Source organism: Rhodoblastus acidophilus, from assembly GCF_900187365.1.
In the GTDB taxonomy this organism is placed as follows: Bacteria; Pseudomonadota; Alphaproteobacteria; order Rhizobiales; family Beijerinckiaceae; genus Rhodoblastus; species Rhodoblastus acidophilus.
Window position 1 is genome coordinate 328,133 of sequence record NZ_FYDG01000002.1, and the last position, 18,380, is coordinate 346,512.

Here is an 18,380-nt window from a genome sequence, read left to right on the forward strand (position 1 = left end):
CTCAATCGTTCTGCAGGATCATGTTGCGGACGATCGGATAGACCTGGTTTTCCCATTTGCGGCCGCTGAACACGCCGTAATGGCCGACGCCGGCCTGCATGTGGTGCTTGCGGCGATAAGGCTTCAGACTGGCGGCGAGATCATGCGCCGCCATGGTCTGGCCGACGGCGCAAATGTCGTCGCGCTCGCCTTCCACCGTCAGCAGCGCGGTCTTGCGGATCGCCTTGGGATCGACCGTTCGGCCGCGATATTTCAGCAGGCCCAGCGGCAGCAGATGCTCCTGGAACACCCAGCGCACGGTTTCCAGATAGAATTCCGCCGGCAGGTCCAGCACCGCGAAATATTCGTCGTAAAACGCCTTGGTCTGGTCAGCCTTGGCCACATCGCCGCCGGCGAGATGGTGGAACAGCTCGACATGCGCCTTCACATGGCGGTCCATGTTCATCGCCATGAAGGCGGAGAGCTGGATGAAGCCGGGATAGACCCGCCGCCGCGCGCCCTTGTAGCGCAGCGGCACGCGGGCGATCAGATTGGACTCGAACCAGGACATCGGCTTTTCCTTGGCCAGCTCGTTGACCTTGGTCGGCGCGATGCGGGTGTCGATCGGCCCGGCCATCAGCGTCATCGAGGCGGGCTGGGCCGGATTGTCGTCCTCGGCCATCACGGCGGCGGCGGCCAGCGCCTGCACGCAGGGCTGGCACACCGCGACAATATGCGCGCCCGGGCCGATATGTTCGAGAAAGCGGATGACATGGGCGACATAATCGTCGAAGCCGAAGGCGCCGTCGGCCAGGCTGACGTCGCGCGCGTTGTGCCAGTCGGTGATGAAGACGTCATGGTCGGCCAGCAGCGTGCGCACGGTCGCGCGCAGCAGCGTGGCGAAATGGCCGGACAGCGGCGCGATCACCAGCACGCGCGGCTGCGGCGTCGCGACATGTTTCTTGAAGTGCAGCAGGGTGGCGAAGGGCGTGGTCAGCGCGGCGGTCTCGACGATCTCCACCTGCTCGTTGCCGACCGGCGCGCTCTTGATATTATAGGCCGGCCGCTGATGGGTCAGGCCGACGCGGTCCACCATCTGGTAGGCGGCGGACATGTTGCGGACCAGAAGCGTGTCGCGCAGCGGCCCGATCGACCCGTTCAGCATCTGGGCGGCCAGCCGCGCGTAGGCCTTGACCGGCGCCATCAGGTCCGATTGGGCTTGATAAGCATGATACAGCATTCGCGGTCCCCTTCGCGCGCCCCGGCGATGAGGAGCTTAGCATTTTTGTATTATGTCAAAACTGTCACGATGGACAGATGGTCGCATACTTTTGGCTAGGGCGAATAGGCAAGCATGGCTTGCAAGTTGAAAATTTGCGCATTGCCTTGAAGCCGGGGAGTGCTAACCTCGGCCCGCACGCGTGAATAGGCGCACTTTCGACCCATTCATGGTTGGCATACTCTGTTGCAGCAGGATTTTCGACCGAAAAATCGGCGGCCGCACTTCGGCGATCCTGCTTTGGGAGCGAAACGATGGCCAAGGCGGTCCTGACGATCAGCAGCAAGAATTACTCGTCCTGGTCGCTGCGCGGCTGGTTGTTGTGCAAAATCGCGGGAATCGCGTTCGAGGAGCGGCTCCTGCCGATCGAGGACGCCAGCGCCCGCGCCGAACTGCTGCTGCTGTCGCCCTCGTTCCGCACGCCGGCGCTCGACCATGACGGCCTGCATATCTGGGATACGCTGGCCATCGCCGAATATCTCGCCGAAATCTGTCCCTCGGCGGGGATTCTGCCGGCCGACCGCGCCGGGCGCAGCCACAACCGCTCGGTGTCCGGCGAAATGCACTCCGGCTTCGCCAATCTGCGCTCGGCCCTGCCCATGAACATCAAGGCGGAATTTCCCAATTTCCGCATCTGGTCGGGCGCCCGGCCCGACATCGCGCGCGTCGTGCAGATTTTCCGCGAGTGCCTTGACCAATATGGCGGCCCGTTCCTGTTCGGCGCCCGCCCCACCCTGGCCGACGCCATGTTCGCGCCGGTCTGCTCGCGGTTCGCCACCTATCGCGTGGCGCTCGATTCCGACGCCGCCGGCTATCGCGATCACATCCTCAACTGGGCGCCCATGGTGGAATGGGCCGAAGCGGCCCGGGTCGAGCCGGACGAAATGGAGGAGCTCGACGTCGAGTTCTAGGGCGCGATGATTTTCGGGACTCCGCGCTAGCGCAACGCCCGCCACAACAGGGCTTTGTCCTCGTCGTCGAGCGGCGGCGCGGCGCCCGGCGGCGGCATGGCCGAGGTGAGCGCGGCCGCGCGTAAAATCTCCGCCGCATGAGCCGCCACACCCGCGCCGTCGGTGAAATCGAGTCCGGCCGGGGCGCGCGAAAGGCCGGGCCAAAGCGGCGCGGCGGCGTGGCAATAGGCGCATTTCGTGTCGATCAGCGCCTGCGCCGCCGCCGGTCCCGGCCGGATCAGCTGGGCGATCGCCTGTCCCGCCGTTTCCGCGCGTCTGTCCTCGGGCGGCTTCGGCCAGGCCAGCGCCAACAGGGCCGCCAGCGCGACGGCCGCCGCCGCGATCAGGCGCCCGTTCCAGCCCAGACCCCGCGCCCGTTGCAGAAACAGCCGGCGGATCAGAAAGCCCGCGGCGACCGCGAGCACGGCGACCGCGATGCGCTGCGGCCCCGCGAACAGCAGCGGCGCATGGCCGGACAGCATGAAGAAAACGACGGGCAGAACGAGATATTGATTGTGCAGCGCGCGCCCCGCCACCCGTTTGGCCTCGGCCTCGTCGGGCGTCTCGCCCCGGCGCAGGGCGGCGAGGCGGCGGCGCTGCGCCGGGGACAGCGCATGGGCGATATTGCCCGCCATCAGCGTCGCAAGATTGGCCCCGATCAGCGGAAAGGCGGCGCGGCCGGCGAACAGCAGGCACAGGCCGGCGCAAAGCGCGGCGCAAAGGCCGAACAAAGCCCACAGCGCGGCGTCGCCCTCCAGCCGGGTCCGCCGGAAGAACATCTCATAAATCAGCAGGAAGCCCGGCAGCAGCGCCAAAGCGAGCGTGATCGCGGCCCAGGGCGGGGCGTCCCACAGCTGCGGGTCGATCAGGAACAGGCGCGGCTCCGCGCAATAGATCAGGCAGATCAAGGCGAAGCCGCTGAACCAGGTGGCGTAGGCCTCGAATTTGAAATGCAGGGCGGGTTCGCCGGGATCGGCCTCCGCCGTGCGCGCCAGCCGGAAGGCGGCGCCGCCGTTCAAAAACAGGCTCTGGGCCGCGCCATCTCCCGCGCGCGGCCGCATCGCGAGGTCGAGCCGCAGCAAGGCGAAGGCCGAGCCGACCCACACCATCGCCGCGACCACATGCAGCCAGCGCAGCAAAAAGGCGGCGTCGTCAAGCAGCAGGTCGAATTGCATCAGGTCAGATCCAGCGGGAGCCGCCGCGAGCATACCAGCAATAGCCGCCGAGAACGACGAGAATGGTGAACAGCGCGGCGAGCGTGACGTCGGAGAGATAGTGTCCGCCATAGGCCATGCGCAACGCCCCGGTCGCCGCCGTCAGCGCCAGCGCGGCGGCGACCGCATAGGGCCGCGCCGGCGTCGGCGCCAGCAGCGCGGGCGCCAGCGTCCAGGCGGAGGTTCCGGCCTCCCCGGAAGCGAACGAGCAATTGCTCGGGCAGGCCCCGTCGATGCGGTAATAGGGGCGGAACGTCCAGTCCCCGCCGAATTGATCGGTCTGCACCGGGCGCGGCCGCCCGGTATGCTCCTTGAGCACGCCGTTCAGCAGCAGGCCCGGCCCCAGCGCCAGCGTGGCGATCAGAAAGATCGTAGCCCTGCCGTCCGGCCCGCGCATAGAACGGCCGGAGCGGCGCAGAACGTAGCCGACGAGGCAGATGGCGAGCGCCGCATAGGGCGCGTCCCAGAACACCCGCCGCCAGACGTCGCCCGCCGGCGTCGAGGCGGCCACAAAGGCGCCGTCCTTGAAAAACAGCCCGGCGACGGCGAGATCGAGCTCGGGCGCCCAGGCGAACAGCGCCAGACCCGCCAGAGTGAGAAAGGCGACGAGAACAAGGGTCGATTTTGGCGACACGCGCGGGAGCCTCGATTTTTTGCCGGAACCGGAACGACTAGCGTTTATCGGTGTTTTGAGCCAAGCTCCACCCCGGAACGCCTCAAACCGCCGAAACTGACCGATGGGTCCGCTTTTTCGCGCGGCCCCGCAGCGAACCCGCCGTCCTTGTTTGCGGAGACGACATTGCCCCGATTGGATTTCTGGTACGAGTTTGCAAGCACCTATTCCTATCTTACGATCCACCGCGTCGAGACTCTGGCCCAAGCGGCGGGCGTCGAGCTGCGTTGGCGGCCGTTTCTGCTGGGGCCGATTTTCACGGCTCAGGGCTGGATGAATTCGCCCTTCAACATTTTCCCCGCCAAGGGGCGCTATATGTGGCGCGATCTCGAACGCAATTGCGCCGCGCGCGGACACCCCTTCACACGTCCGGCCGGCTTTCCGCAAAATTCGGTGAAAGCGGCGCGGCTGGCGCTGGCGGTCGGGGACGCGGCGCGGCCGGACTTTTCGCGCGAGGTGTTCCTGGCGGAATTCGCGCGCGGACAGGTGATTTCCGACGAATCCGTGCTCGCCGGCATCCTGCGCGATCTCGACTTGCCGGCCGACCTGCTGGAACAGGCCCAATCGGATCCGATTCGCGAACGCTTGCGCGAGGAGACCGAGACGGCGCGCAAACTCGGCCTGTTCGGCGCGCCCAGCTTCGTGACGGAAGACGGCGAATTGTTCTGGGGCGACGACCGGCTCGAACAGGCGCTTGACTGGGCCAGGCGGCCATGACTTTTTCGGGCATGACCGACTTGCCCGAACTCACCCCGGAAGAAATCGAACGCTATGCGCGCCACATCCTGCTGCGCGACATCGGCGGCCCCGGCCAGCGCAAACTCAAGGCCGCCTCGGTGGCGGTGGTCGGCGCCGGCGGGCTGGGCGCGCCCTTGCTGCTGTATCTGGCGGCGGCGGGCGTCGGCCGGCTGAAAATCATCGACGACGACAAGGTGTCGCTGTCCAATCTGCAACGCCAGATCCTGTTCGCCGACGAGGACGTGGGCGCGGGCAAGGCGGCCCTGGCGGCGGCGGCGGTGCAAAAACTCAATCCCAATGTCGTCTGTCAGGTGGAGGCGGTGCGGCTGACGCAGCACAATGTCAGGGCGCTGATCGAGGACTGCGATGTGGTCGCCGACGGCTCCGACAATTTCGACACCCGCTATCTCGTGTCGGACGCCTGCTATTATGCGAAGAAGCCGCTGGTGACGGCGGCGGTCGGCCAGTTCGACGGCTCGCTCACCACGCTGCGGCCGTTCGAGACCGCGCCGGACGGAACGCCGAACCCGACCTATCGCTGCCTGTTTCCGCAAAAACCGCCGCCGGGCGCGATTCCGACCTGCGCCGAGGCCGGCGTGCTCGGGGCGCTGACCGGCATGGTCGGGGCGCTGATGGCGCTGGAGGCGATCCGCGAGATCGTCGGCTTCGGCCGCTCGATGGTGGGGCGCCTCGCTCTGTTCGACCTCGCCGCCATGCGGTTCGAAACCGTGAGCTACGGCTGGGACGAGGACAATCCCCTCAACGGCAAGGGCGCGTCAAACGCCCCGACCCGTCAGGCGTAAGCCGGGCGTCCGTTCGGACGCCCGCCCGATCAGATCGCCGCGACGATCACCACTTCCACCTTGTATTCCGGCGCGGCCAGCTTGGCCTCGACGGTGGCGCGGGCCGGCGTGGCGCCCTGGGGGACCCAAGCGTCCCAGGCCGAGTTCATTTCGGCGAAGGTCTTGATGTCGGCCAGATAAATCGTCGCCATCATGATCTTGGTCTTGTCGGTGCCGGCTTCGGCGAGCAGCTTGTCGATCTGGCCGAGCACTTCCTTGGTCTGCTCGGCCACCGGCGCGCCGCCCTTGGTCTCGGCCACCTGGCCGGCCAGGAACACGATGTCGCCGCGCACGACGCCCTGGCTCATGCGTTTTCCCGGGTGCAGTCTCTTGAGGCTCATCAAACTCTCCTTTTCCGTCGGCGCCCGCGATAGACCAAGGCGCGCCGCCGCACAAGGTTGGAGAAAGCCGGACGAGCGAAAGTCGGCCGCATTGTCTCACCTTCGGGAGCTTGCCATGCCGCATGCCGCCGGCGGCTTTCCCAGCCGCTTCAACCAGGGCGTGGCCCGCCATGTGCAAGGCGATCTCGCCGGCGCCGCGCGCGCCTATGAATCGCTGCGGCGCGACTTCGGCCCGCATCCCGAACTGGCGCGGCTGATGGGCGTGCTGGCGGCGCAAAAGGGCGACCGCGCCCGCGCGCTGGCTCTGCTGGGCGAGGCGCTGGCGTTGCAGCCCAACCACCCCATCGCGCTCGACAATCGCGGGGTGATTCTCAAGGAGTTGCGGCGCTATGACGCGGCGCTGGCCGATTTTGACCGCGCGCTGGCGCTCGACCCGTTCTCGCCGGCCATTCTCAACAACCGGGCCATCGCCCTGCTGGCGGCGGAACGCTGGGAGGCGGCGCTCGCCGCCTATGACGCCGTGCTGGCGCGGGCGCCGGACCACGCCGGGGCCTGGAACGATCGCGGCCTGGCGTTAAAGCATCTCGGCCGGATCGACGAGGCGCTGGCGAGTTTCGAGCGCGCCTGCGCCGCGCGGCCCGGCTTCGCCGACGCGCTCAACAATCGCGGCATCGTTCTGAAAGAGCTGAAACGCTACGACGAGGCGCTGGTGGCCTATGATCTGGCGCTAAAACTCTCCCCCGATTACGCCGACGCCTCTCACAATCGCGGCAACGCTCTGGTCGAACTCGACCGGCAGGAGGAGGCGGACGCCTGCTACCAGCGGGCGCTGGCGCTCAAGCCCAACGATCCCGAAATCCGCTTCAGCGCCGCCAACTGGGCCTTGCGCATGGGCCGGTTCGCCGAGGGCTGGCGCCTTTACGAAAGCCGGTTCGACCGCACGTGCGTCACCGACCGTTTTTCGCGGCGCGGCTTGCCGAATCGCTTTGAGGAAGGCGCGCCGCTCGCCGGCCGCCGCCTGTTCATGTTCTGGGAACAGGGGTTGGGCGACGTGCTGCAATTCTGCCGCTTCGCCCGCTATGCGGCGGACCGCGGCGCCCTTGTGTCGGCGGCGGCGCCGCGCCGGCTGCACCGGCTGTTGCGCACGTTGGGCGAGGACATCGTCTGGCTCGACGAGGACGAGGCGCCCGACGCTTTCGACGCGCATCTGCCGATGATGAGCGCGCCGGGCCTGTTCGGCGCGGAACCCGAGAGCTGGGCCGCGCTGACGCCCTATCTGCGCGCCGAACCCGAACGCGTCGCGCTGTGGCGCGACCGGCTCGGCGCGGGCGGCCGCAAGATCGGCGTCGCCTGGCGCGGGCATCTGGCCAATGCGGCCGGCCGCGACCGCGGCTACGACCCCGCCCTGCTGAAAATTCTCGCGGATCGCCCGGACGTCCGGCTGATCTCGCTGCACCGGCGCGAAGCCGGCGACGCCCCGCCGCCGCCGGAGGCCCGCATCGAAACCCTGCCGGATTTCGACCAGGGTCCCGACGCCTTCCTCGACACGGCGGCGGTGATGGAAAACCTCGACCTCATCGTCAGTTGCGACACGTCGATCGCGCATCTGGCGGGCGCGCTGGGGCGCCCGACCTGGCTGGCTTTGAAGCATGTGGCGGAATGGCGCTGGCGCCGCGAACGCACGGATACGCCATGGTATCCGAGCGTCCGGCTGTTCCGCCAGCCCGCGCGCGACGACTGGGCCGGCGTTTTTCAGGCCATGGCCGACGCGCTTTAATGTTTCTCGTCGTGGCTGATCCGGTCCATCAGGGCCAGCAGCAGGGCCGAGACCACGAACGACAGATGGATGCCCACCGTCCAGGCGATTTCCGCATTGCTGCGGTTCTGCATGTCCAGCATCACCCGCAGGGTCTGGATCGCGGAAATCGCCACGATCGACGACAACAGCTTCAGTTTCAGCCCGTTGAAGTCGATATGGCGCATCCATTCCGGCCAGGACGCTTGCGACGCGGCGGCCTTCAGGCCGCCGTCCGGCTCGTCGATATGGTCGATGCGCGAGACGAAATTCTCGTAGCCGGAGAAAATCACCAGCACCACCAGCGCGCCGCAGAAGCTCAGGTCGATCAGGCTGAGCGCATCGAGCACCACCGAGGTTTCCGAGGCGGTGAACACGGTCTGCAACACGTGAAAGACATGCAGGCCCGCCTGAATCAGCAGCGCCACCAGGCAAAGGATCAACGCCAGAAAGAACGGCGCCAACAGCCAGCGGCTGGAAAACAGCAACGTTTCGAGCGCGCGCTCGATCCTCTTGCCCAAACGCATATGCGCTCCTCTCAAACGGTTTCAAGCAATTGTTTGCGTGTGACCGCGCGCGACCGATTGTCGCGCGCCGCCAAGCTTATTCGGATTTCGGCTCAGGTCTCAAGCCCGATCGGACAGGAAACCCCGCTGCCGCCCAGGCCGCAATAGCCGCCCGGATTCTTGGCGAGATATTGCTGGTGATGGGCCTCGGCGAAATAGAACGGCCCCGCCGGGGCGATTTCGGTCGTGATCGGCCCGTAGCCGTGGCGCGACAGCGCCGATTGATAGGCCGCCTTGGAGGCCTCGGCCGCGACGCGCTGCGTCTGGCTGGTGAAATAAATAGCCGACCGATATTGCGTGCCGATGTCGTTGCCCTGCCGCATCCCCTGGGTGGGATCGTGCGATTCCCAGAAGATTTTCAACAACTTGTCCAGCGACACCCGGCCGGGGTCGTAAACCGCCAGCACCACTTCGGCATGGCCGGTGCGGCCGGAGCACACCTCCTCATAGGTCGGATTGGGCGTGAGGCCGCCGGCATAGCCGACCGCCGTGACATGCACGCCCTCGGTCTGCCAGAACTTGCGCTCCGCGCCCCAGAAACAGCCCATGCCGAACTGGATGGCCTCGCAGCCGCGCGGATAGGGACCGGCCAGGACCGCGCCATTGACGAAGTGGACCTTGCCGGGGTCGAGCGGCTCGCGCCGTCCGGGCAAGGCCTCTGACGGGCCGGGCAGTTTCGACTTTTTTCCAATGGCGAACATGGACGCCCTCCTACTTATGGCGTAAACGGTGCTGCAAGGAACGCATGACTCCCATGCCGAGGATTCATGGCGAGGGCATCATGACGGGCGGGGACCCGATGGACTGGGACAAGCTACGCATTTTTCACGCAGCCGCTTCGGCCGGGTCTTTCACCCACGCCGGCGAAGCGCTGCACTTGAGCCAGTCCGCTGTGAGCAGGCAGGTAAGCGCTCTCGAGTACGATCTCAAGACCACCTTGTTTCATCGCCACGCCCGCGGACTGCTGCTGACCGAGCAGGGCGAGATGCTGTACCGCACGGTGCAGGAGGTTTTGGCCAAGCTGGAAGGCGCCCGCGTAAGACTGTCGGACGCCCGCGAAAAACCCCATGGCGAATTGCGCGTCACCGCCAACACCGGTTTCGGCGCCTCCTGGCTGGCGCCGCGCCTCGCCGAATTCCGCGAGCTTTATCCCAACATCACCGTCACCGTGATTCTCACCGACGACGAGCTTGACCTGACCATGCGCGAGGCCGACGTCGCCCTGCGCCTGCGCGAGCCGACCCAGAGCGAGCTGATCCGCCGCAAATTGTTTTCGCTGACCTATTCGGCCTATGCGTCGCGCGCCTATGTCCAGCGCCACGGCCAGCCGCAGAGCGCGGCGGATCTCGATTCCCACCGCATCCTCGCCTTCGGCGTGTCCGGCGCGCCCTATCTCAACAATCTGAACCTGCTGCTCTATGCGGGGCGCGATCCGAAAAAGCCGCGCGAGCCGGCCATTTCCATCAACAACCTGTTCGCGGTGCGGCAGGCGGTGGAGCGCGGCGCCGGCATCGCCGTGCTGCCGGACTATGTCATCGACGACGCCTCGCCGCTGACGCGGCTCGATCTGCATGTGGACATGCCGGTGCTCGACTGCTGGCTGGCCTATCCCGCCGAAATGAAGAATGTCGCGCGCATCCAGGCGTTCCGCGATTTTCTCGTGGCCAACGCCGCCTTCTGACCGATGGACTCTTTCGCGCGCTTGACGACATGCGACTCGGCGACGCGCGAGGCGCTGGGACGCCTGCCGGAGCTGACGTTCCCCGAAGGCAAAACCCTGTTTTCGGCCGGATCGCCCTGCCAGGGCTTCGTGCTGCTGCGCCAGGGCTCGGTGCGGGTCAGCGTCACCGGCGAGAACGGGCGGCGCCTCGTGCTTTATCGCGTGGCGCCCGGCGAAACCTGCGTGCAGACCACTTTGTGCCTGATGGGCGGCCTCGACTACACGGCGGAGGGCGTGGCCGAAACCGAGGTTCGGCTCGCGATCGTCCCGCCGCCGCTGTTCAAGCGCCTGCTGCGGGATTCCGGCGATTTCGCCGAATTCGTGTTCGAACGGTTCGGCGCGCGGCTTTCGGAAATGACCCGGCTGGTCGAGAGCATCGCCTTCCTGCGGGTGGACGCCCGCCTCGCCTCGGCGGTGCTTTCGCGCGCGGGAAACGCCGCCGGGTTCGAGGCGACGCACCAGGATCTGGCCGAGGATATTGGCGCCGCGCGCGAAGTGGTCAGCCGGCAGCTGGCGCTGTTCCAGCGCGCCGGGCTGGTGCGGCTGGCGCGCGGCCGAATCGAGATCGGCGACCGCGCCGGCCTCGAAGACCTGTCCGGTGCGTGACCGAAGTCACCGACTTGCCGCCGCGCGCGGCTTAATCGGGAGGCGTGACCCAAACAGGAGACCGCCATGACCAGAAATATCGGACAACTCGACCGCGCCATCCGCATCGTCCTCGGCCTCGCGCTGATTTCGCTTGTGTTCGTCGGCCCGCAAACGCCCTGGGGCTGGGTTGGCGTCGTTCCGCTGCTGACCGGACTGATTCGCTGGTGCCCGCCCTACGCCCTGCTCGGGATCGACACCTGCAAGAAGCCGTAAACCGCCGCCGCGCGCCCCGCGCATTGCCGAGTTCGAGCCAATGGGTTAGGGAACGCGGCGATAAAGAGGGTCGCATGACACGGATCGCACTGGAAGCCGCACGCAAAAGCGTCGAGATCGAAACCAAGGGCATGGCGCATTTGCGCGCCGCGCTCGACGGCGATCTCGGCCACGCGCTTGAACAAGCGATCGAGCTGATCCGCAACGCGCGCGGCCGCGTGGTGGTCTCGGGCATGGGCAAATCCGGCCATATCGGCCGCAAGGTGGCGGCGACGCTGGCCTCCACCGGCACGCCCGCCTTTTTCCTCCACGCCGCCGAAGCCAGCCATGGCGATCTCGGCATGGTCACCCAGGACGACGTGCTGCTGGCCTTCTCCTGGTCGGGCGAGACGGCGGAACTGGCCGATCTCATTGATTATTCCAAACGATTCACCGTGCCGCTGATCGCCGGCACCTCGCGCCGCGACAGCGCGCTCGGCCGCGCCGCCGACGTGCTGCTGCTGCTGCCGCAGGTCGAGGAGGCCTGCCCGAACGGCCTCGCGCCGACCACCTCCACCACGATTCAGCTGGTGCTCGGCGACGCGCTGGCGGTGGCGCTGATCGAGGATCGCGGTTTTACGGCGCGCGACTTCCGCATTTTCCATCCCGGCGGCAAGCTGGGGGCGCGGCTGAACAAGGTCGACGACCTCATGCACGCCGGCGAGGACATGCCGCTGCTGCCGGAAAGCGCCAGCATGAGCGAGGTCATCCTGGTCATGTCGGGCAAGCGTTTCGGCTGCGTCGGCCTCGTCGACGAGGTGGGCGCGCTGAGCGGCATCATCACCGACGGCGACCTGCGCCGCAACTGGGGGCCGGACATGCAGGACCGCCGCCCCGTTGAAATCATGACGCGCGGCCCGCGCACGGCCAATGTCGGCTCGCTGGCCTCGGCCGCGCTGGAGACGATGAACCGGCGCAAGATCACCGTGCTGTTCATCCTCGACGCCGGCAAGCCCGTCGGCATCCTGCACATTCACGATCTGCTGAAAGCCGGGGTGGCCTGAGCGCCAAGGGCGCCGCCCAACGTCACTCCGCGCGGAAAAAACGCAGCGTGCCCGCCAGACGCGGCGGCTTGCCGGTGTCGTTGGGGTGATTGACGCCATCCGTGACGCGCACTTCGGGAAAATCGAACGGACTGACCCCTTCCAGGCAGGCCACGTTCACGGCGAACTGAGTTGGATCGGAGCGCCGCTGGTGATGCGTGTAGATTCCGCAGCGGGAACAGAAGAAGTGCTGCGCCACGCCAGTGTTGAAGCGATAGCTTGTCAGCGCGTCCTCGCCTTGCAGGATTTTGACCCCGCCCGCCGCCGCGGCGACGACGGCGCCTCTCATGCGGCAGTAGGAGCAGTTGCAACGGCAGATCGTATTGAAGCCGTCGCTGAGTCGCGCCTCAAACCGCACCGCGCCGCAATGGCACTGGCCCCTCCGAACATCCGCATCTCCCGCCATCGCCCTGGTCTCCTGTGTGGATCGCCGCCCGGCGTCTCACATGAAAACCGGGCAGGCTCCGACTCTTCGCCGCAAAACCGGCGAAATTGGCGCCGGCCTCACATGAACGTCGAAGCCGCGGAAAACGACGGCAGATATTCGCAGCCGTGGGCGAGCCAGAATCGCCGCAGCGCGGCGGTCGCCGGCTGCAGACGCTTGCGCGCGTGATGCGCCACATACCATTTGCGCATCACCGGCGTGCCCAGCACGTCCAGCACCGCGAGACGGCGCGCCGCCAGCTCCGCGACGATGGCGTGGGCTGAAATGAAGGCGACGCCGAGACCGGCCATCACCGATTGCTTGATGGTCTCGTTATACGGCAGCATGATCTCGCGCCGCTGCGCCAGCGCCGGCACCCGGCTGGTCAGGCGCTCGAACCATCCCCGCGTGCCCGAGCGCGGCTCGCGCACCAAAAAGGTCTCGCCCGCCAGATCGGCGAAGCTCAGGCCCGAGCGCGCCGCCAGTTCGTGGCCGGGGCAGGCGATCATCACCATGGGATGGTCGCCGATCTCCTCGGCGATGACAGGACATTCCGGCGGCATCGAGCCGGTGATCGCCAGATCGAGGTCGCAGCGCAGCAGCGCCGCCAGAATCGTCTCGCGGTTGCCGATCTGGATGCGCAGCTTGACCCCGGGCTGGAGACGCTGGAAGTCGGCCAGCGCTTTCGGCGCGAAATATTGCACGGGGCTGACGATGCCGAGCGAGACGCAGCCCTGGTCGGCATATCGCATCCGGTCGAGCGCGTGGTCGCAATTGGTCAGCGCGCCCTCGATCTGGGCCAGCGCCGTCGCCACCTCCTGCCCGGCCTGCGTGGCGCGGAAGCGGTCGCCGCTGCGCTCGACCAGCGCCACCCCGGCCAGTTCCTCCAGCGCCTTGATCTGTCCGGTGATGGCCGGGGGGGTCACATGCTGCTCGGCGGCCGCCGCCGTCACGCTGCCGGTGCGCAGCACCGCCGCAAGGTAACGGATTTGCCGCAAGGTGGCTTTGCGCAGCTCGCTCATTTTTTCTGAAAACGGTCCCAGCCGAAGTGAATAAGAGCCTCGGTAAACTTAGGGTAAATCGGTCCTGCGGCGCACGCCGACCGGCCCTGGTTCCTCGCGGTTGAGATTGACCTTAACGAGAGGCGGCGGGGTTGCAAAGAACGAACAATCCCTATGCCGCCCAGCGCAGGACCCCGGCCATGACCGACAAAAAAACTTAAAAATCAGCAATTTGCGTGATTATGGGCCCCACGCGACGGCCCTGCGATGAATTGCCTCAGTCCCCCCGCCCGTCCGGCGGCCCGCACCGTGAGACGCCTTCCGACCCAGGCGCTCGGCGAACGTTGCGTCACGCCCAACCCCTATAAAAAACAAGGAAGAACCGCCCATGACCGCACCCGACCTGTTTCCGGTCCGCCCCGAAGCCGCCGCCGCCGCCTGGATCAAGGCGGCCGACTATTCCCGGCTTTATCAACGCTCGCTAGCCGACCCCGCGGGCTTCTGGCGCGAGCAGGCCGGACGGCTCGACTGGATCAAGCCGTTCACTTCGGTGATCGAAGGCGGGTTCGCGGGCGACGCGCAGGTGCGCTGGTTCGCCGACGGCGTGCTCAACGCCAGCGCCAATTGCCTCGACCGGCATCTGGCGACGCGCGGCGATCAGGTCGCGCTGATTTTTGAGGGCGACGATCCCGGCGAGAGCCAGTCGGTCACCTACAAGCAAGCGCACGAGCAGGTATGCCGCCTCGCCAATGTGCTGAAAGCGCACGGCGTCAGGAAGGGCGACCGGGTCACGATCTACCTGCCGATGATTCTGGAGGCCGCTTACGCCATGCTGGCCTGCGCCCGGATCGGCGCGGTGCATTCGGTGGTGTTCGGCGGCTTCTCCTCCGACAGTCTCAAGGACAGGATTCTGGATTGCCAAGCCAGCTTCCTGATCACGGCGGACGAGGGGCTGCGCGGCGGCCGCCGCGTGCCGCTCAAGGCCAGCGCCGACCGCGCCGCCGCCGCCTGCCCCAGCCTGAAAAACGTGCTGGTGGTGCGGCGCACCGGCGGCAAGGTCGATTGGGTCGAGGGGCGCGACCTCTGGTATGACGAGGAAATGGCCAAGGTCTCGCCGCTGTGCGAACCCGAGCCGATGGGCGCGGAAGACCCGCTGTTCATCCTCTACACCTCCGGCTCGACCGGCAAGCCCAAGGGCATGGTCCACACCACCGCGGGCTATCTGCTGCACACCGCAGTGACCCACCGCGACGTGTTCGACTACAAGGACGGCGAAATCTACTGGTGCACCGCCGATGTCGGCTGGATCACCGGCCACAGCTATATCGTCTATGGGCCACTGGCCAATGGCGCGACCACGCTGATCTTCGAGGGCGTGCCGTATTACCCGGATTGCTCGCGGTTCTGGTCGGTGATCGACAAGCACAAGGTCAACATTTTCTACACCGCGCCCACCGCCATCCGCGCGGTGATGCGCGAGGGCGATTCCTGGGTGAAAAAGACCTGCCGCGCCAGCCTGCGCGTGCTCGGCAGCGTCGGCGAGCCGATCAACCCGGAGGCGTGGCTGTGGTTTCACGACGTGGTCGGCGAAGGCCGCTGCGCCATCGCCGACACCTGGTTCCAGACGGAGACCGGCGGCTTCATGATCGCTCCGTTGATCGGCGCCTTCGGGGTCAAGCCGGGTTCGGCGACCAAGCCGTATTTCGGCGTGCGCCCGGCGATCGTCGATCATCAGGGCCAGGAGCAGCAAGGCGCCTGCGAGGGCGCGCTGTGCATCGCCCAGCCGTGGCCGGGCATGGCGCGCACCATTTACGGCGATCACGCCCGCTTCGTGCAGACCTATTTTTCCGCCTTCCCCGGCAAATATTTCACCGGCGACGGCGCCCAGCGTGACGCCGACGGCTATTACTGGATCACCGGCCGCGTCGACGACGTGATCAATGTCTCCGGCCATCGGCTGGGCACGGCGGAGATCGAGGCCGCGCTGGAGGCGCATCCCAAAGTCGCGGAAGCCGCCGTGGTCGGCTATCCCCATGACCTCAAGGGCCAGGGCATTTATGTCTATGTCACCCTCAACGCGGACCAGACGCCCTCGGACGAGCTGCGCCGCGAACTGGTGAAATGGGTGCGCCAGGAGATCGGCCCGATCGCCTCGCCCGACGAGATCCAATGGGCGACGGACCTGCCGAAAACGCGCTCGGGCAAGATCATGCGCCGCATCCTGCGCAAGATCGCCGCCAACGAACAGGATTCGCTGGGCGACACCTCGACCCTGGCGGATTCAAACGTGATTTCGGACCTGATCGCCAACCGCATGAATCAGGCGTGACCTGAAGCGGGGGGCGGTCAGCCCCCCGCAAACGCGCGGCTATTCGGGGTCGGCGACATAGGCGTGGAAGCGGATCACGCCGTTCTCATCCACTTCGCGGTGCAGGCCCTGGATTTCCGCCTCGAAACCGGGGAACAGGTTGGCGCCGCGCTCGAACGTCTTCAAATATTCCAGCATCGGCTTGGCGCGGTCGTCGAGAATCTCGCCGGGCGCGATGGTGGCGATGCCCGGCGGATAGACCACGAACAGAGTGGTGGCGATCTTGCCGTACATTTCATCGAGCGGCAGGTAGCGCACCTGATTGCGGGTCAGCTTCTGCACGGCTTCCTGCGGGCGCATCACCTTGGTCGGCAGATGCTCGGGCCGGAACTGGCGGCGCTGCAAATCCGACGTGTTCGCCGCCTTGTAGAACGCGTGCATCTGGGCGCACAGGTCGCGCAGCCGCATTTTGGCGTATTTCTGCGGGCGGCGCGCCACGAATTCGGGGATGACGTCTTCGAGCGGCGCGTTCTCGTCATGATAGGTCTTGAACGCCACCAGAGCCGAAATCAGCGCGCCGGCCTTGCTCGACTCGACGCCCGGCGTGAGCAGGAACAGCAGCGAATTCAGGTCGTTCTTTTCGGGAACGATGCGGTTTTCGCGCAAATATTGCGCGACCACCGGCGCGGGCACGCCATGGTCGAGATATTCGCCGGTCTTGCGGTTGAAGCCGGGCGTGATCAGCGTGAGCTTGCACGGATCGGTCAGCGCATAATTCTCGTCGATATGCTGGAATCCATGCCATTTGGCGCCGGGCGCAAACGTCCAGTAGGCGGAATTTTCGGCGAGGTCGTCGGTCGACACATCCTCCCAGGGCATCCAGCCGTCTTCGGTCTCGACTTCGTCGGGCACGAACGGATCGAAGAACCAGGCGTTGGCCTTGTCCTTGGCCTTTTCATGGAATTCCCGGCCGAGCGCCCGGATTTTCTTGCGGATTTCGATGCCGAGCCGAATCGTGTCGTCCCACAGCACCACGCCGGACTTGCCCTTCATCATCTGCGCGCCGACGTCGAGCGAGGCGAACAGCGGATAGAACGGCGAGGTCGAAGCGTGAATCAGGAACGTCTCGTTGAAACGCTTGTGCTCGATGCGCCGGCTCTGCCCCTTGATGTGGCGATCCTTGAAATGAATCTGCGACGCCTGCGAAAAGCTGGCGAGCTGCTTGTGGGTCGATTGCGTCGCGATGATGCCCGGCGCGTTCGGCCCGAGATTTTGCAGGCCCATGGCGAAATGGCCGCCAAAAATCGGGTGGAACTTCATGAAGCCGGCCCAGGCCTCGTCGAACAGGATGTAGTCGCAGAGATGGCCGATCTTGTTGAGGATGACCTCGGCGTTATAGATCGTGCCGTCATAGGAGCATTGCTCGATCACGGCCACGCGGAACGGGCGCTCGCGCTTCCACGCCTCCGGGTCGGTCACCAGCGAATTGTCGCGGATTTTCTCGCGGATGGTCTTTTCGTCCAGCGCCTCATAGTCGATCGGGCCGATCAGGCCGAAGGCGTTGCGGTCGGTTTCGAGATAGATCGGCACGCCGCCGCCGAGCATCAGCGCGCCATGATGCGCCGCCTTGTGATTGTTGCGGTCGAACAGCACGAGATCGCCGGGCGCCACCAGCGCCGACAGCACGACCTTGTTGGAGGCCGAGGTGCCGTTCAGCACGAAATAGGTGCGCTCGGCGCCGAAAATCTTGGCCGCCTCTTTTTGCGCGCGCAAGGCCGGGCCTTCGTGGGTGAGGAGATCGCCGAGTTCCAAGACCGAATTGTCGAGGTCGTCGCGGAAAATCGCTTCGCCCAAATGCTCGACGAAAATCCGGCCGATCGGGCTGCGGCTGTAGAACACGCCGCCGTTATGGCCGGGGCAGGTCCAGAGCATGTTGCCTTCTTCTGCGTAATCCACCAGCTCGCCGAAGAACGGGGTCTTCATGGTCTCGGCATATTGCTTGAGCCGCGACACCAGGTTTTTGGCGATGAATTCCGGTGTTTCCTCGGCGAGGAACACATAGCCGTCGACATTGTCGAGCACGTCGATGGGCAGGTCCTCGAAACGCTTGCGCCGCACCAGCAGGATGATCGGCATTTCCAGGCCGCGCTTGCGCACATAGGAAATGAGGCCCGCCGTCTTGGAGTTCATGCCCTTTTTGCCCCAATCGACGATCATGCAGCCGATGGCGGCGTCGGTCTTGATCGCAAGCTCCGCATCTTCCACACGCCGCGCGCGGGTGACCTCGAAGCCGGATTTCTCCACCGCCAGCACGATATGGGCGAGCCGCGTGCCTTCCAGCTCGTCCGGGTCGAACGAGGGCGCGCAAAGCAGGAAGTTGAACCGGCGGAAATAATCCATGGCGATCCCCGGAGGTTTGGGCGAGCTGTTCTGGCCACGCCGCGTGACCGTATGATGAAGCCGTATAAAGCAAATGCGCCGCGAATCTATCCCGGTCTGGCGAAAAGCGCGCCGCCGCCGCGGCGGCGCCTGACCCCGCACCGCGCCGTCGCCGGCGCGACCCGCCACAAAAGCTTGATCGCGAATCAATTTGGGATAGGGTTCGCC

The 18,380-nt window shown here is 66.1% G+C and carries 18 protein-coding genes; 9 read left to right on the forward strand and 9 right to left on the reverse strand.

The features are described from left to right. Position 1: 1 nt before the first annotated feature. Positions 2-1,219, reverse strand: a complete 1,218-nt coding sequence (locus tag CFB24_RS06805) for a polyhydroxyalkanoate depolymerase (RefSeq protein ID WP_088519826.1) — start codon at positions 1,217-1,219, stop codon at positions 2-4. Between the two features lie 293 nt (positions 1,220-1,512). Here CFB24_RS06805 and CFB24_RS06810 point away from each other — a divergent pair, with 293 nt between their 5' ends. After that, on the forward strand, positions 1,513-2,169 hold the full coding sequence (locus CFB24_RS06810; protein ID WP_088519827.1) for a glutathione S-transferase family protein: 657 nt from the start codon (positions 1,513-1,515) through the stop codon (positions 2,167-2,169). 26 nt (positions 2,170-2,195) lie between these two features. Here the strand turns inward: CFB24_RS06810 and CFB24_RS06815 are convergent, their stop codons facing one another. Next, a complete protein-coding gene (locus CFB24_RS06815; protein WP_158255116.1) occupies positions 2,196-3,383 on the reverse strand; it encodes a urate hydroxylase PuuD in 1,188 nt (395 codons plus the stop codon). 4 nt (positions 3,384-3,387) lie between these two features. Next, entirely contained in the window at positions 3,388-4,056 is a 669-nt protein-coding gene (locus CFB24_RS23575; protein ID WP_244593079.1) for a phosphatase PAP2 family protein, read from the reverse strand. Between the two features lie 165 nt (positions 4,057-4,221). Between CFB24_RS23575 and CFB24_RS23580 the strand changes: the two genes are divergently transcribed. Next, positions 4,222-4,812 carry a 2-hydroxychromene-2-carboxylate isomerase gene (locus CFB24_RS23580; protein ID WP_244593078.1) on the forward strand — a complete coding sequence of 197 codons (591 nt, stop codon included), beginning with the start codon at positions 4,222-4,224 and terminating at the stop codon, positions 4,810-4,812. Beyond that, the gene (locus CFB24_RS06830) at positions 4,809-5,636 is read left to right on the forward strand and encodes a HesA/MoeB/ThiF family protein (protein WP_244593077.1); all 828 of its coding nucleotides are present in this window, start codon (positions 4,809-4,811) and stop codon (positions 5,634-5,636) included. Before CFB24_RS23580 ends, CFB24_RS06830 begins: the two co-directional genes overlap by 4 nt. A 29-nt stretch (positions 5,637-5,665) precedes the next feature. Here the strand turns inward: CFB24_RS06830 and CFB24_RS06835 are convergent, their stop codons facing one another. Then, positions 5,666-6,016: a RidA family protein gene (locus CFB24_RS06835; RefSeq protein ID WP_088520110.1), complete on the reverse strand. Its 351-nt coding sequence runs from the start codon at positions 6,014-6,016 to the stop codon at positions 5,666-5,668. 115 nt (positions 6,017-6,131) lie between these two features. On the opposite strand from CFB24_RS06835, the gene CFB24_RS06840 reads away from it, so the two are divergent. Beyond that, complete coding sequence (locus CFB24_RS06840) at positions 6,132-7,793, forward strand: tetratricopeptide repeat protein (RefSeq protein WP_158255114.1); 1,662 nt, start codon at positions 6,132-6,134, stop codon at positions 7,791-7,793. On the opposite strand, the gene CFB24_RS06845 is transcribed toward CFB24_RS06840, so the two are convergent. Further along, positions 7,790-8,338: a TIGR00645 family protein gene (locus CFB24_RS06845; RefSeq protein ID WP_088519832.1), complete on the reverse strand. Its 549-nt coding sequence runs from the start codon at positions 8,336-8,338 to the stop codon at positions 7,790-7,792. The two genes, CFB24_RS06840 and CFB24_RS06845, sit on opposite strands and share 4 nt — an antisense overlap. 92 nt (positions 8,339-8,430) lie before the next feature. Continuing rightward, positions 8,431-9,078, reverse strand: coding sequence for a peptide-methionine (S)-S-oxide reductase MsrA (gene msrA, locus CFB24_RS06850; RefSeq protein WP_088519833.1), 648 nt, complete (start codon positions 9,076-9,078; stop codon positions 8,431-8,433). Between the two features lie 53 nt (positions 9,079-9,131). Here msrA and CFB24_RS06855 point away from each other — a divergent pair, with 53 nt between their 5' ends. The 4 genes from CFB24_RS06855 to CFB24_RS06870 all read left to right on the forward strand — a co-directional run bounded on the left by CFB24_RS06855 (position 9,132) and on the right by CFB24_RS06870 (position 12,001). Continuing rightward, on the forward strand, positions 9,132-10,058 hold the full coding sequence (locus CFB24_RS06855; protein ID WP_244593076.1) for a LysR family transcriptional regulator: 927 nt from the start codon (positions 9,132-9,134) through the stop codon (positions 10,056-10,058). Positions 10,059-10,079: 21 nt separating this feature from the next. Further along, positions 10,080-10,703 carry a Crp/Fnr family transcriptional regulator gene (locus CFB24_RS06860; protein WP_158255113.1) on the forward strand — a complete coding sequence of 208 codons (624 nt, stop codon included), beginning with the start codon at positions 10,080-10,082 and terminating at the stop codon, positions 10,701-10,703. Between the two features lie 66 nt (positions 10,704-10,769). Continuing rightward, on the forward strand, positions 10,770-10,958 hold the full coding sequence (locus tag CFB24_RS06865; protein WP_088519836.1) for a YgaP family membrane protein: 189 nt from the start codon (positions 10,770-10,772) through the stop codon (positions 10,956-10,958). Between the two features lie 74 nt (positions 10,959-11,032). Next, complete coding sequence (locus CFB24_RS06870) at positions 11,033-12,001, forward strand: KpsF/GutQ family sugar-phosphate isomerase (protein WP_088519837.1); 969 nt, start codon at positions 11,033-11,035, stop codon at positions 11,999-12,001. Between the two features lie 22 nt (positions 12,002-12,023). Here the strand turns inward: CFB24_RS06870 and CFB24_RS06875 are convergent, their stop codons facing one another. Both CFB24_RS06875 and CFB24_RS06880 read right to left on the reverse strand, forming a co-directional pair. Continuing rightward, positions 12,024-12,446, reverse strand: coding sequence for a GFA family protein (locus tag CFB24_RS06875; RefSeq protein ID WP_088519838.1), 423 nt, complete (start codon positions 12,444-12,446; stop codon positions 12,024-12,026). A 98-nt stretch (positions 12,447-12,544) separates the two neighbouring features. Continuing rightward, positions 12,545-13,486: a LysR family transcriptional regulator gene (locus tag CFB24_RS06880; RefSeq protein WP_088519839.1), complete on the reverse strand. Its 942-nt coding sequence runs from the start codon at positions 13,484-13,486 to the stop codon at positions 12,545-12,547. Between the two features lie 367 nt (positions 13,487-13,853). Here CFB24_RS06880 and acs point away from each other — a divergent pair, with 367 nt between their 5' ends. Then, a complete protein-coding gene (gene acs / locus CFB24_RS06885; protein ID WP_088519840.1) occupies positions 13,854-15,794 on the forward strand; it encodes an acetate--CoA ligase in 1,941 nt (646 codons plus the stop codon). A gap of 39 nt (positions 15,795-15,833) precedes the next feature. Here the strand turns inward: acs and speC are convergent, their stop codons facing one another. Next, the gene (speC, locus tag CFB24_RS06890; protein ID WP_088519841.1) at positions 15,834-18,173 is read right to left on the reverse strand and encodes an ornithine decarboxylase; all 2,340 of its coding nucleotides are present in this window, start codon (positions 18,171-18,173) and stop codon (positions 15,834-15,836) included. Positions 18,174-18,380: the final 207 nt, after the last annotated feature.